Source organism: Roseateles sp. L2-2 (genome assembly GCF_050613215.1).
GTDB classification, from domain to species: Bacteria; Pseudomonadota; Gammaproteobacteria; order Burkholderiales; family Burkholderiaceae_C; genus Roseateles; species Roseateles noduli.
The window spans coordinates 3,380,971-3,394,490 of the sequence record NZ_CP192509.1 but is presented as its reverse complement, the minus strand read 5'-3'; the positions used below and the strand labels follow the sequence as shown (position 1 = coordinate 3,394,490).

Genomic DNA, 13,520 nt, shown 5'->3' with positions numbered 1-13,520 from the left:
GAATGGGGCAACACCTGCCCCTATTGCCGGCTACGGCACTTGGTCTCGGTCCGACATGATTGACAGCGCCGCCCTCGCCGCTTCCACCACTCCGACCCATTCAGGGAGCGCGATGTATTGGGAGTCCTTGAGTCGCTTGCCGTACTTCTCGAGGATGGCATCTATGGCATCTATCACGGCTGTCACGAGTCGCGCCTCGTTGGCGTCCACGAGCATCCAGCCGATGTTCCCGTGAGGGTCATCCTTCAGAGTCGAGTCGTCGAAGAAGAAGTGAACGGCATATCCGAACTCGTCGTGCTGCACCGAGCCCAACGGTAGACCCTGTACCCAGACCCGCTGCTGATAGATCGGATCCGAGAGCGCATGTAGGTTGCCCAGAAGCTCGCGACGTTGCTCCGCCGAACTGAGTTTGCTCATGGCCTGTCCCAACGTGACCAGCGCACCCACTCGCTGAGCGGAATGTGTGCGTTGACAGGGTCATTCTTGATGCTGCCGTTGATCGGATTGCCATCCCGGCCTCTTACCTTCCCTCCGCTGAGCACCACGACATGGTCCACTTGTTGACTAGGCTGGCTGTTGTCGGGGTTCCCCTTATCGATTCTCACAATGTTCTCCTTGGGAGCCTTGGGATCCTTGTACTTTCTGCCCTCGCCACCGCTATTGGGCTCTCCGTCGCCCCATTCGTCGGGGATCTTATCCGTGGCCTCCTGGGGAGGCTGCCATCCACCTCCCTGGGAGGATCCCTGAGGATCATCGCCCGCTTCCAGGGCTTCGGCATTGAGGGCGTCCATCGCCCGCTGGTTCAAGATGTAGTTGGGCACCAGCTCGCCGGTCTTCGGGTCAGGACTACATAGTGCCCCCGGCCCGCAACGTCCGCTCGGTTGTCCGAAGTTGCTAGGGCCCACGATGATGAACAGGACGAGCGCCTCCGGAATGGCGGCAAGCCCGGTTCCTAGCTTGCGAAGGTCTACGAGAGGCTTCACACCTTGAATAAGAACACGGGGCAGCGTACCTGTTGGTCGCTGCATCGCCAGCCCGGTGCCAAGCAGGGTAACCGAGCCTCCTGCTTTTTCAGGCTTGTTCGATTCGCCTTCAACCACCACTTTCGGAAGTTCCCGCTTCTCCTCCTCCTGTGCGGCGCCACCGCCGCTGGTGTTGATTCCGTTAACGAAATCGCCGTCGGTCATGTAGAGGTGCTCGACAGCCAAAAAGCCCGACGGATCAACATAGGAAAGGCTGTTGTTCAGGACATAGCTGTAGCGGTTGAACGCCTGCGGATTCGACGGGTCCGGCACTGTGGGGTCGGCACTGGTCATCCGGCCCGAGATCGGGTCATAGACTCGACCGTTCAGGTGGACCAGCCCGACCTGGTCGAGTTGCTCCTGACCGGTGTAACCGCTGTGGTCCTGCGTGTTCCGCATGCTGCCGAAGCCTGGCCCGGAATCGTCCAATCCGGCCTCCGTGCGACGCCGACCCCACGGGTCATAGCTCATCCGTTGCAGCACCGCCCCGGACTCGTCGACGACACCCACCGCGCTGCCGAGATGGTCGGTCATGAAGTAGCGCACGGCCTTTACACCCGCATCGCCGGGCTGCGCCGTCGCGCTGGCGACCCTTTCCTCCAGGAAACCGAGCGAAGCTGGCAGGTAGGTCCGAATGGTGGTCGTGCCAGCGGCTGCATCCACTTCCTTCTCGACGTTGCCAGCGTAATAGATCGTCGTTGACGGCGCGCCAGGCGCGCCGCCTGACATGGGACTGATGGTCTGCTTCACACGCTGCCGATCCGGTCCGAAGAGGAAAGCCGTGCGCTGAATCGCAGTCGGACCGTCCATGCGGTCAACGCTAGACAGACCGTTGAACGTCGTCCAGGCGTAGTGACGGTTCAGGCCGTCCACCAGATTGCCGTTGCCGTCGTACGTCAATTGCGGGTTGGTCAGGCCCAGGACTGGCTGGTCGCTGTCGATGCGGCTCAACGCGTGCGGCCCCGCACTTCCCGATGCGGGATACACCAGACGGCCGATGCCGTCCTTTCGCACCAGATTGCCGATGGCGTCGTAGTCGTAGAACTTCGTCGGCTGCGCCGCCAGTTGGGAGCTGGTCAATCGGTTCAGCTCATCAAAGAAGAACACTTCCAGCAGCGAGTCTCCACCAGTGCTGATCCGCTGCTCACGACTGGTGACGTTGCCGAGTGCATCGTGGTTGTAGCGATCACGTTGATGACTGTCCGCACCCGGGGATGGCCCGACGTCCAACGACTTCAGGCGGCCGGTGAACGGATTCAGTCCCCACTGCTGGATCAGGCCGTTCCCCCACTGCGCCTGAGTCAGGACACCCGCAGCGTCCCGTGCAAGTGTGGTCGAGATCGCAGCACCGTCACGCACGAGGCGGGTCGCATAGCCCTGGGCGTTGTATTCGGTGGACAGCGTCTGGTGCGGCGCGCCCGGCGTACCACCACGCGGCCCCCGCCTGAAAGACGTGGATGCTGTCCGTCCGAAACCGTCGTAGGCGAACTCGGTCACATAGTCCCAGTCGAGACCGATGGTGAGACTCGCTGGCCGGCTGACTGCGTCATAGGCACGAACCTCGCGATAGTCCTTGGCGCCGGCCGTCCAGGTGTAGGCCTCGGCCAACCGCCCGACGCCGTGGGCGGCGGAGTCATACTCCCATCGCGCATCCTGGTCCGCCGACAACCGACGTGTCATGCGTCCCAGTTCGTCGAACGTGACCGTGACCGTCTGGTTCTTCGCGTCGATCTGCTGCCAGGTCTGTCCAAGCGCATTGGTCCAATAGCGGCGGACACCCAGGTCGGGATCGTTGAGCTGGGTCTTGCGACCTCGCAAGTCGTAATCGATCGCCGTCTGATTGCCCTTGGCATCGAAGACGCGAGTCAACGCATTGAAGCCGTCGTGCACGAAGCTCATCGAATAGCCGCGTGCGTCGATGAGGCGGCGCACGCTGCCAAGCACCCCGCGGATCTCAACACGCTGCTGGGACTTGGCGTTTGTCGAGGTGGTCCGCAACCCTTGATAGACCGTGGTGGAGACGTCCTGCCCGCCGTTGTCCGCCGGGAGACGGAGTTCCGTCGGGCGCCCGAGGTCGTCGTAGTAGGTCTCAGCAAACACCTGCTGCGCACCGGCGAAGTACGCCCGCGAGCTCCTTTCCAGCAGCCCCTTGCCGTTGAAGATCTTTTGCGTAAAGACCTGCCGACCATCGAAACCCCATGAGCGCGTCTGCACCCGCCGCCCCAGCGCGTCGAGGAACTCCTCCGACGGAACGGCGCGCTGAACGCCCTGGGCCCAGTACTGGGTGATCAGCACCTGCGTCGCGTGATTGGCGCAACTCTCCATGCACTGGCGATACGCGAAGGTTTCGCTCCTTCCATCCGCGAAGTCCGCCCGTGTCTTCCGGCCCCAGCCGTCGTACTGCCACGTCGTGGTGAGATTGTTGGGACCCGTCATCGTCAGCAGCGCGCCGAGCCCGGCGTTGTAGGTCCGCGTCTCCTTGTGCTGCTTGGCGTTGATCACTTCCAGGACGAAGCGATCCTGGGGGTCATAGTTCAGCTGCTCAACGGTGCGAAGCACGTTGGCGCCGGTCTGCATGTCGCGGTAAGCCAGTTGGCGTGACCGCAGTACGCCTGTCGTCGGTTCGCGGTTGTAGATGGTCCCCAATGTCAGGCTGGGGTCGCTCCCCGGTTCGATCGTCTCCCGGATCAATTGCCCGTAATCGTCGTACTCGAACGTGGTCGTCCGGGTCACCGTCGTTGTCTGGGCAAGCGCGCAGCCACCGATCGCTGCCGCCATGACAGCGAGGATTCCGTGCAGCACGCGCACCCGTCCGTCGCGACCCTTGGATCGTTGTTGTTCCATCGCTCCTCCCTGGAGTTCTGTCGCGAATGTCTGACCGTGGCTCATGGGCACACGCTGTTGTTCGGCGGACTCGTGGATCTGGTTTCGACCGCCAGATCAAGACTCGTAACCCGGTTCAATGCGTCCGTGACGGTCACGCGATATACGGCGGAGCCCCATTCGCACGCCACGGTCTGTCGCGTGGCAAGCGTGGCCGTGGCGGTGTTGCCACCGGTAATCGTCGTGCTGGTGTTGTTGGATTGCAGGGCGATCCATTGGTAGACGAATGGCGCCAGGCCGTTGGCGACGTTGGCCGTCGCGGTGACCGTGTAGGTGAACAGTCCCTTGCCGACAAAGCTCTGCGGGAACACTGGCGTGGTGGTCAACGAAGGCGGCGGCGGATGCACCGTCAACGACACGCCGGTGCTGCCCGCGACGCCGCCCTGAGGCGATGCGATCAGCGTGCCTCCGTAGTTGCCGGCGGAACCCGAGGTCGTCACGGTGACCGTACCGCAGACCGCGCCCGCGCCGCAGGCGCCTGTCGGGCCGGTTACCGATGCGCCGCCGATGGCGGAGTAGCTGATGGCCGCGGTCGCCGTTTGTCCCACGTTGGTCATCGTGCAACTGAGCGAAGCCGGAGTCGGGGCGATCGTCGGCGAGTTGGCGCCGCAGTTGCTGAACGCGAGTTGCGCCTGGGTGTAGACCCAGAGGTTGACGCCGTTGCTGGCCGAGCCGCCCGAGTCTGGCGAAGCGGTCAAGGTGCCGACATAGTTGCCGGCGTTGCCACTGGTGGTTACCACCGCCGTTCCGCACACCGTGCCGCCCGCGCACGCTCCGGTCGGTCCGGACACCGAGGCGCCCGCGATGCCGCCGTAACTGATGCTGTTGGCGCTTGCCTGGCCGGTGTTGCTCAGCGTGCAACTCAACGTGGCGGCGTTCGGCGTGGTGACCGGCGAGTTGGCGGAGCAGTTGCTCCAGGCCAGTTGCGCTTGCGATTGGACCACCAGGCTCAACGGCAGTTGTGCGCCGCCGCCGGCGTTGGGCGTTGCGGTGAGGACGCCATCGTAAGTACCTGCTGTACCTGGCGTCGTCACGGAGACAACGCCGCAGCTCGACGTCGCGGCGCAGGCACCCGTCGGCCCGGTGATGCTGGCGCCCGCGACGCCGCCGTAGGCAATCGCGGTGATCGACGTCTGGCCGGCATTGAACACTGTGCAGCTGAGTCGCGCACTTGCGGGCGCCGTCACCGGCGACGTGCGCGTGCAGTCGCGGAACTCGAGTTGCGAGGCGGTGAGCACCCAGAGGTCGATCGACATGCTGGCGCCTACACCCGTGGCCGGCGTCACCGCGAGGGTGCCGGTCACATGGCCGGGCGTGGTGGCCGACGTCACGGTCACGATGCCGCAAATCGTGCCTGCCTCGCATCGGCCGGTCGGCCCAACGATGGTCGCGCCGACGATGGAGGCGTAGCTGATGGCGCTGGCTGCGGACTCTCCCTCGTTCGCAACCTGACAGATGTGCGTAGCCGGCGTCGGCGTTGTCGTGAACGAGACGATTGAGCAAGCCGACAGCGTCAGGCGCGCGGGCGACGCCGGCGCGGCGACCTGCAGCGTGACGGCCGCGGAAGCGACGCTACCGGAGCTTGAGGTAGCCGTGACCTGGCCGTCGTAGCGACGGGGGCTCGTACCGCTGGTGACGACCACGCCGCCGCAGTCGCCGGAACCAGCCGCGCAAGACGTCGGCCCTGACACCGTAGTGCCGGAGGGACTCGTGTAGACGATGCCGGTCGCCGCAGTCTGGCCGAGATTGCCGAGGCGGCAAGTCGCCTGGTCGGGCGTCGGGGCCAACGTGCCGGATCCCATGACGCACGCGCCGAGGGTCAACTGCGCGGGCACGACCGGGCTGCCTGCTGGCGTGCTGGTCTTGGTCACCTGCTCCTTGGTCTTGAGGCCCAGCAGCCAATAGACGTCGCGATTCTCGAACTCACGCGTGATGACGGTGGTCACGCTCTCGCCGTCAGGCCCCGAGACGACCTCGGTTGCGTGTGTGACGTTGCCGTAGGCGTCCACCGTGTCGATGGTCGAGCTGCCGCCTAGAAGTGGACTGCCGTCCAGGTCGTTAGCCGTGACGGTCTGCGTCTTGATGTAGGGATAGACCGTGCCACTGCCGGTGTCCAGTCTGGCGTGCCCCAGTGTCTGGAGTGACAGGAGTCCGCCGCTGCGAGACGTGCGCCTGACCTCTTTGGTTGCGCCGATGTACGGGAAGTCCTGTCGCAACAATGTGGTGGTGGTGATTCCGTTGTCCTGGTCGATGGCGGTCACCTTTGAGAAACCGAGCGACCCGCGTCCGCGCAGGTCAGCTGCGGCGCCTTGGTAGCGATAGTCGAAGGCGTGCCACCCGCCGATGCCGTTGCTCAACTCCATCCGCGACAGGATCGCCTGCCCGTTCAGTTGCAGCCGGCTGGGATAGGGGAGCAAAGGGCCTGGCGTATGCACGGCGCGGTTCTCCAGACCTTCGTAGAAGAAGCGCGTGGTCGCTCCGCGACCTTCGGTGACTGAGGCCAACAGGTCCTGGTAATTCGCCCCTGCGGTCAGCGTGACATACCAGCGTCCCGGTAGCGTTGCGTTGTCGTAGTAGGCGCGATCCGGAATGCCGTCGCCATTCAGATCCGCGATGATTTCGGTAAGGTAGAACCCAGGCGGAACACCGCCTGGCAGCGCCGTGCACGGCGCAAACGCGGTATCTCCGATCTGGCAGATTCTTCCGGTTGAGTAGCTGTCGACCCACCCGTCTCGGTCGTTGTCTGCAAGAACGTCGACCGGACTCTGCGTACTTGGCGAGATGGGGCGCGTGCTGCAGGACAGGCTCGTGCCGGTCGATTTGCAGACCTCGAGCACCGGCGCATTCGGGTTGCCCGTGCCGACGGCGGCCATCGTGTCGCTATAGGCGCCGAACGGATCGCGGTTGATGTCCGCCATCACGCTCTGTCCGGGCTGTACGGGGGCGATGGCACTGCCCACGCTAGCCGCCACACTAGGCCACATTACAAAGCCGGTGTCGGTGGCGACGTATGCTTCCCATTGAGCATTTCCCGCCGATGGTCCGGTGCGCATGGCGTATTTGAGAATGTCAGGACGCCCGTCGCCGTTCAGGTCTCCGATGCGCTGATAAACCCGGGTACGTAACTCGTAGTCATCACCGGACGACAATGCCGCTCCCAAGTTCGCGTAAGCGACGCAGGGGTCAAAGCCCGCGCCATTGGAGCGGCAGAGGAAGTTGTCATTGAACAGGTTGTAGACCAGAAGGTCGTCACGCCCGTCGCCGTCCATGTCCGCGACCATGTAGCGTTGCGCGAACTTGCCCGACGATTGCGCGTTCCACGTCTGGCAGGAGAAGCCAGAGCCTGTCGATAGACAGATCGTCCAGGGGCCGATGCCCGAGATCTGGCTGGGCAGCAAGGCAATGTCCGTCAATCCATCGCCATTGAAATCGCCCGACATGGACTCCTCAGTACGCCCTGCCACGGCCGACCATGTCTGGCAATTGAAGGCCGTACCCGTGGACAGGCAGACCTTCCAGGCACTGCTACCGTCCGCATAAAGCAGATCCACGGCGCCATCGCCGTTGAAGTCTCCCATCACGGTCTTGGCCTTCACCTGTTCCGACGGAATGGGCTGCTTGGGCGTGAATTCGATGTTGATGTTAGGCCCGCCCCAGTAGCCGCTGCCCGCGATTCCAGATGCATTGGAGGCCGGGTCCCGCGTAGTCCAAGCCAGTTCCGTCGCAGGCAGGCAGGTGCCCTGCGCATCGCAATCCTGGACCCGCCATAAAAGGCTGCGTCCACTGGACAGTCCTTGCTGGTACTCAAGCCGGAAGTCTCGTACCAACGTACCGCCGTTGCCCGCGGCATCGGTGCCGACATAGGTCTTGATTGCGGTCATGCGGACCGTGCGGCGCAATTGCTTGCCCATCACATAGCCACTCCAAGGATCCGGTCTGGTCTCGTAGCTGAAGCGAACCGCGGCGTAAGTGTTCAAGCCCTTGGCGCCGTTGCCGGTGTAACGGATCTGGGTCGGGTAGTACTCGCCCTGAGCATTGTTCTCAAGGTAGTCAATCTCGTAGTAGTTGCCGCGACGGTCTTCGACGTGGTCCAACAACCAGTACAGACCGGCGGTCGATCCGGGTGCCTCGATGCGGGCAGATACGCTCAGACCGTAAGCGAGAGTCATCCCGTCCTTGGTCTCCACCGTGAACAGCGCCGGTCCGTCAGCAGGCGTGTTGCGAATTCGTGTCGAGACGATGCGCGAGAAGCCGTCAATCTCGGTGCGATATCCAGTCTCTGTACCGCTCACGGCGCCCAGTGACACTAGACGCTGACCATCGAGACAGTATTGATCTTCGTTGTTGAGCGCCACGCCTCGCCGCACACCGTCTTGGGCGAGGGTCTTGGGGCAGCGCGTAATGGCGGAGAGTCCCGAGAGGGTCCAACCTCTTCCCAACCATCCGTCTTCGGTCTGGCTGGAATAGCTCAAGGACAACTGCGGCTGAACACCTGCTGTGCCAGGCGGGAGAGGCAGCGCAATGTTGTATGTGGAGGCTCCGGTCAATGTGGCGCTGGCTGAACCCTTCAGCGCACCGGCCACTCCTGCGGAGAGGTTTGGCGGTGTGATATTGACCGCCTGTGCCCATGCCGAGCCGCAGAGGGCGAGGCCGACACAGGCGATGACAGAGATTCTTCCTCGTGCGCGCACAAGCGCCTGCTCGACTCGCAGCATGCGATTCCTCCCTCTTCGATCTCTTTGAACTTATGTCCCTATGTCATCACGCTGCATTAACAGACGACAAGCTCTCGCTTTCCCTTGCCTTGCACCTCTCAGAGACACGTCGATCCGGCCGATAGGAGCGCCAGGCAACACCTGCCCCCACGCCGGGAGTTCCCGCATCCGCTCGGCTCCACCCAAAAACGACAACGCCCGCCCTGCTTTCGCAGGAGCGGGCGTCGCCCAGTGACAGCAAGCCGGGAGGCTTACTTGTTCACCGCATCCTTCAGCGCCTTGCCGGCGGTGAACTTCGCGACCTTGGAGGCCGGGATGTCCAGCGCTTCGCCGGTGGCGGGGTTCTTGCCGGTGCGGGCAGCGCGGTCGCTCACCTTGAAGGTGCCGAAGCCCACCAGGGCGATCTGGTCGCCCGAAGCCAGCGCTTCGGTGATGGTTTCCAGGGTCGCGTCCAGGGCGGTCGCGGCCACGGCACGGGTCACGCCAGCCTTGGTGGCGATGCCTTCGATCAGTTCACTCTTGTTCATCAATGCTTCCAGTAAAAAACCAGGTTCCGGCTAGCCGGGGCCGGCGATTATCAGCCAGTCCTGACCACCCGCCTGTTTGAAGACGCAACCAGCCGCCCCCTTCACCCCCTCAAACGTCCGCATGGCGGATTTCATCGCCCGTTTGAGCGACATTCCGGCGACATGCGGTCGACATCAAGCGGGTTCCGGCTGACGTCCGGCTGCCGCGTGCAAGAAAAAAGCCTGGCGCTTTCGCACCAGGCTTTCGGGACCCATCCTACCCGACCCGCCCGCAAGGGGGCCGGCCGGGCGTCGGATCAGGCTCGGATTACCAGCCCAGATCCTTCAGCAGCGGCTTGGTCAGGTCCTTGGGCGGAACCAGGACCAGGCCCAGGTCGGGGCTGATGTTCGGTTCCATCAGCAGGTTCGGCGTGGCCGAGACATCCCAGTGCGACACGGACGAGCCGCCCACCAGCGGGTTCGGCGTGTACAGCAGCGGGCGACCCAGCGCATCGGCACCGGCGCGGCGGCTCTGATCGACGCCCAGCGAGGCGTTGGCCAGACCCGGCTTCGTGCGCGTGCCGTAAGGCAGCGCCGCGGTGATCGCGCTGCGCAGCTTGAGGGCATCCGCCTGCGAGACGCTCACCGTCGGGATCACCACCGTCGGGTCGGTGCCGCCCAGGCCGGGGGCAGCGCCCGCGGCGTTGTTGGCGATGATCACGCCGATCGCGCCCGCGTTCTGGGCGTTCTTGGCCTTGACCGCGAAGCCGCACACGCCGCGATCGATGATGGCCACCTTGCCCGTCACGGCCGTCGTCAGGGCCGGGCTGAACGGCAGGCAACCCGCGCCGTTGGAATCAGCCGGCACGCTTGCCAGCGCACCCAGGTTCATGCCGCTGCTCACCGCAGGACCGAACGAGGCCGTCCCGTAGGCATACAGGCCCGAAGCACCCGGCGCGGATGCCGAGATGCTCAGCACCGGCGTGGCGCTCAGCATGCCCGCGCCTGCCACCACGTTGGGGCCGATCCAGGCCAGGCCCAGCGGATTCACCGCCGAGGCCTGACGCTCCGGGCTGGTCATGTTCAGCCAGGTCTTGCCCTGGGTGTTGTCGAACATGAAGCGTTCCCAGATGCTGGGCAGCCCGTCGTCGGTGTACATCGTGCCTTGGCGGTTGATCCGCTTGCCGGTGGAGGTCTGCACCGACAGCACGCTGAAGCCCAGGCCGTGGCCCAGCTCATGCAGCAGCGTCTCGACGAAGTTCACGCCGGTACCGAAGTTGCCGTCCACGCCCAGGTAGAACGGCGAACCGGCCAGGCAGTCGCTCTTGCCGAGGTTGATGTTGAACTGCGTCTTGATGTCGACGTTGTTGTAGCCGGTCGGGTCGGGCTGGCCTTCGCTCAGGTTCACGCCGGACAGCTTGTTGGCCAGCGCCTGCGGGTACCACGTGTCCGGGGCGCCGCCCGGGAAGCCGTACCAGAAGTTGTAGGCGCTCGCGCTGCCCAGGGTCGCCGAGGACGCCGTGCAGGTCAGCGCTTCCCAGCCCGCCGAGACGGTGATGGTGACGTCGCTGTCCAGCGCCTTCTCCCAGACGTCGGCGACGTACCGGTACACGAACATGCGCTGCTCGCCCAGCGTCGTGCCGGGGTTGCCGCCGACCGGCGTGGCCGGTGTCGGATCGTTGAAACCGACACCGACCGGATCGCGGCTCTGGATCACGATGGTGGCGGCCTGCGCCACGCCGGCGCCGCACAGCGCGGCCACGACGGCCGTGCGCAACAGGGTCTTCTTGAAGGTCTTCTGCATGGCTTACTCCGTGGGCAGGGCCGACTTGGCGGCGGCGGCGCTCTTCATGAACGCTTCGGCTTCTTCCTTGCTGGCGAAACAGGCTTCGATCAGCTTGCCGTCGGGTCCGCGGACGATGACAGACTGGCTGGCCATCTCGTCGGTCGCGCGGATGCCGGTGGCGCCGCTGCTGTGGACCTTCATCTGCGGAGAGATCGCGACGGCGCGCAGCGCGACGCGGGCCTTGGCGGCCGGCACCTGCGCCTGCAGCGCGGCGTGTTCTTCGGCCGTGGCAGGACGGAGCTTGCCGGTCTCGGCGTCACGCACGACGACGAGGGAATCCTGCGACGCGACGGGCGCGGCGGCGGAGGTGGCAGTCGGGGCGGCGGACGCCGGCACGGCGGCTTCGTGAGCCTGCGCCGCCAGCGGCAGGGCCGCGGCGATCGCCAGGCCCAGGGAAATGCGGGTGATCATGGTCGTTGTCCTTGCGGAGATGACTCGGAAGTTCCGATGATTCGAAACGCGGTTCAACGCTGTGCGCGACGGCGGCGGGCGGCCATCAGGCCCAGCAGGCTGACGCCGGCCAGGGCCCAGGTCGACGGCTCCGGCACGTTCACGACGACGTCGTCGACACCGACCACATTGGCCGAATTGGCATCGCCGAAGTACTGGATCGCGAAGCGCGCGCTCGAGCCCAGGCCCTGGCCGGCGAGCTGGAAGCTGTAGCGGGTCCACTCGCCGGCGACGGTGATGCTCGCCTGCGGTGCGAAGCTGGCGAAGGCGCCGGCCGCATCGATCAGGCCATAGGCCAGTTGGTCGACGAATCCAGGCACACCCTCGCCGCGAGCCCAGAAGGACACTTCCAGGTTCTCTGCCGTCGAGAACACCGGGCTGATCAGCCAGCTCGACAGCGTGCCGCCGACGTCGACGGCGCCGTAGTTGGAGCCGATGTAGGAGGTCGGCGCGCCGCTGTGCGCGTTGAACGCAGCCACGTTGCCCTGGAACCAGGCGGGATAGTCGGGGGTGGCGGGCGTGCCCTGATTGGAGATGAGCCAGCCTGGCAGCGTGTTGACGTTGTCGAAGCCCTCGTTGATGAGGGTCGGCCCCGCGTGGGCCGCGGCCGCGGCGCCGACGAGCGCCAGGGCCAGACAGGTCTTCTTGAACATGTTCTACGTCCTTCTTCAGGATGAAGGTGGGATGTCCACCTGGACTTGGACGACGGCGCACCGTGATGCGGGGCGCCGTCTTGACTGCTGACGGCCGGCGGGAGGACGACCTTCGGGCGTGTCGATTCTGTGACTCTTGTCACGGAGAGCACGAGGGGGTAGCGCCGCGGTTCCCCCTTGGTGCGGGGGTGGTTCTTTCCCTAGGGGGTGACTCTTTCGGGCCGGTCGGCGGGCTTGGGGAGGCCCCTCGCCGGGGTCAGGACTTGCCGGCGCGAACCCGTCGTGGCGGGCGCAAACGGCGCGCAAACGCATCCGCATTGGGAATGCGGCAAGCCCTGGCCCCGCGCGCGGGTCGCTCGCCGGTGGCGGCCTCCGCCCGCGCCGGGCGATGGCCGTTTGACGCCGGATTCACACCGCCTGCGGTCGAGTGTGGCGGGCTCGGTGTAAATACCGATGGGCAACAGCGACCCCTGTCACCTCCGTGTCACTTCCTTGTCACCCGTGCCGGCGGCTGCCCCGATTGGGAGAACCCGACCTCGGACATTCGTCCGATACCGGCGCGAGGCCCGATTCGCGACAGTAGAGCCCTGTCTTGAACACCTCGACACCCCTCCCAACCACCAGGAGCCTGACCATGACCTTCACCCGCCGCCTCATCGTCGCCGCCGCCGCTGCTTCCGCCCTCGCCGCCTCGGCCGGTCTGTCGACCGCCGCGCTGGCCGCCACGCCGGCCGCTCCCGCACAACCGTCGGTCGTGATCGTCCACGGCGCCTTCGCCGACGGCTCCGACTGGGCCAAGGTCATCCCGCTGCTGCAGCGCGAAGGCGTGCAGGTCACCGCGGTGCAGAACCCGCTGAGCTCGCTGGCCGACGACGTCGCCGCCGCGCGCCGCGCGATCGACGCGCAGCCCGGCAAGGTCGTGCTGGTCGGCCACTCGTGGGGCGGCACGGTGATCACCGAAGCCGGCAACTCGGACAAGGTCGCCTCGCTGGTCTACGTGGCCGCCTTCGCGCCCAACGTCGGCCAGAACACCGCCGAGCAGGGCAAGGGCTTCCCGGCGCCTTCGGGCTTCGCCCACATCAAGCCCGACGCGCAAGGCTGGCTCAGCCTGACCGCCGAAGGCATGAAGAACCACTTCGCGCAGGACCTGCCCGCGGCGACGACCGCCGTGATGACGGCCACGCAAGGCCCGATCCAGGCCAAGGCCTTCGAGCAGACGGTGTCGGCCGCGGCGTGGAAGAACAAGCCGTCGTACTACGTGCTGGCCACGGCCGATCACATGATCGCCCCCGAGGCGCAGGCGTCGATGGCCGCGCGTGCAGGCGCGAAGGTGACCAAGGTCGACAGCTCGCACGTGCCGCAGCAGTCGCAGCCCGAAGCCGTCGCCAAGGTCATCCTGGACGCCGTCCGGCAATCCCGGTAAGGTCCGCGCCGTCCGCGGGCAC

At 65.4% G+C, this 13,520-nt stretch carries 8 protein-coding genes; 1 reads left to right on the top strand and 7 read right to left on the bottom strand.

The genetic code is table 11. The features are described from left to right. Positions 1-30: 30 nt before the first annotated feature. The 7 genes from ACQZ13_RS15220 to ACQZ13_RS15190 form a co-directional block, all read right to left on the bottom strand. A complete protein-coding gene (locus tag ACQZ13_RS15220; RefSeq protein ID WP_431045781.1) occupies positions 31-417 on the bottom strand; it encodes an SCO4402 family protein in 387 nt (128 codons plus the stop codon). Further along, positions 414-3,866: an RHS repeat domain-containing protein gene (locus tag ACQZ13_RS15215; protein WP_431045779.1), complete on the bottom strand. Its 3,453-nt coding sequence runs from the start codon at positions 3,864-3,866 to the stop codon at positions 414-416. The genes ACQZ13_RS15220 and ACQZ13_RS15215 overlap by 4 nt, the downstream gene beginning before the upstream one ends. 41 nt (positions 3,867-3,907) lie before the next feature. Further along, positions 3,908-8,620, bottom strand: a complete 4,713-nt coding sequence (locus tag ACQZ13_RS15210) for an FG-GAP-like repeat-containing protein (protein WP_431045777.1) — start codon at positions 8,618-8,620, stop codon at positions 3,908-3,910. 251 nt (positions 8,621-8,871) lie between these two features. Then, positions 8,872-9,147: an HU family DNA-binding protein gene (locus tag ACQZ13_RS15205; RefSeq protein WP_067272237.1), complete on the bottom strand. Its 276-nt coding sequence runs from the start codon at positions 9,145-9,147 to the stop codon at positions 8,872-8,874. A gap of 307 nt (positions 9,148-9,454) precedes the next feature. Further along, positions 9,455-10,930 carry a PA domain-containing protein gene (locus tag ACQZ13_RS15200; RefSeq protein ID WP_431045774.1) on the bottom strand — a complete coding sequence of 492 codons (1,476 nt, stop codon included), beginning with the start codon at positions 10,928-10,930 and terminating at the stop codon, positions 9,455-9,457. Positions 10,931-10,933: 3 nt separating this feature from the next. Continuing rightward, a complete protein-coding gene (locus tag ACQZ13_RS15195; protein WP_431045772.1) occupies positions 10,934-11,383 on the bottom strand; it encodes a post-PEP-CTERM-1 domain-containing protein in 450 nt (149 codons plus the stop codon). 53 nt (positions 11,384-11,436) lie between these two features. Continuing rightward, positions 11,437-12,075 carry a choice-of-anchor J domain-containing protein gene (locus ACQZ13_RS15190; protein ID WP_431045770.1) on the bottom strand — a complete coding sequence of 213 codons (639 nt, stop codon included), beginning with the start codon at positions 12,073-12,075 and terminating at the stop codon, positions 11,437-11,439. Positions 12,076-12,709: 634 nt separating this feature from the next. On the opposite strand from ACQZ13_RS15190, the gene ACQZ13_RS15185 reads away from it, so the two are divergent. Then, positions 12,710-13,498 carry an alpha/beta hydrolase gene (locus ACQZ13_RS15185; protein ID WP_431045768.1) on the top strand — a complete coding sequence of 263 codons (789 nt, stop codon included), beginning with the start codon at positions 12,710-12,712 and terminating at the stop codon, positions 13,496-13,498. Positions 13,499-13,520: the final 22 nt, after the last annotated feature.

What these genes read in the sequence shown, in the direction of transcription:
- ACQZ13_RS15220 (WP_431045781.1), bottom strand. Translation starts at nt 417, where the DNA reads ATGAGCAAACTCAGTTCGGCGGAGCAACGTCGCGAGCTTCTGGGCAAC.
- ACQZ13_RS15215 (WP_431045779.1), bottom strand. Translation starts at nt 3,866, where the DNA reads ATGGAACAACAACGATCCAAGGGTCGCGACGGACGGGTGCGCGTGCTG.
- ACQZ13_RS15210 (WP_431045777.1), bottom strand. Translation starts at nt 8,620, where the DNA reads ATGCTGCGAGTCGAGCAGGCGCTTGTGCGCGCACGAGGAAGAATCTCT.
- ACQZ13_RS15205 (WP_067272237.1), bottom strand. Translation starts at nt 9,147, where the DNA reads ATGAACAAGAGTGAACTGATCGAAGGCATCGCCACCAAGGCTGGCGTG.
- ACQZ13_RS15200 (WP_431045774.1), bottom strand. Translation starts at nt 10,930, where the DNA reads ATGCAGAAGACCTTCAAGAAGACCCTGTTGCGCACGGCCGTCGTGGCC.
- ACQZ13_RS15195 (WP_431045772.1), bottom strand. Translation starts at nt 11,383, where the DNA reads ATGATCACCCGCATTTCCCTGGGCCTGGCGATCGCCGCGGCCCTGCCG.
- ACQZ13_RS15190 (WP_431045770.1), bottom strand. Translation starts at nt 12,075, where the DNA reads ATGTTCAAGAAGACCTGTCTGGCCCTGGCGCTCGTCGGCGCCGCGGCC.
- ACQZ13_RS15185 (WP_431045768.1), top strand. Translation starts at nt 12,710, where the DNA reads ATGACCTTCACCCGCCGCCTCATCGTCGCCGCCGCCGCTGCTTCCGCC.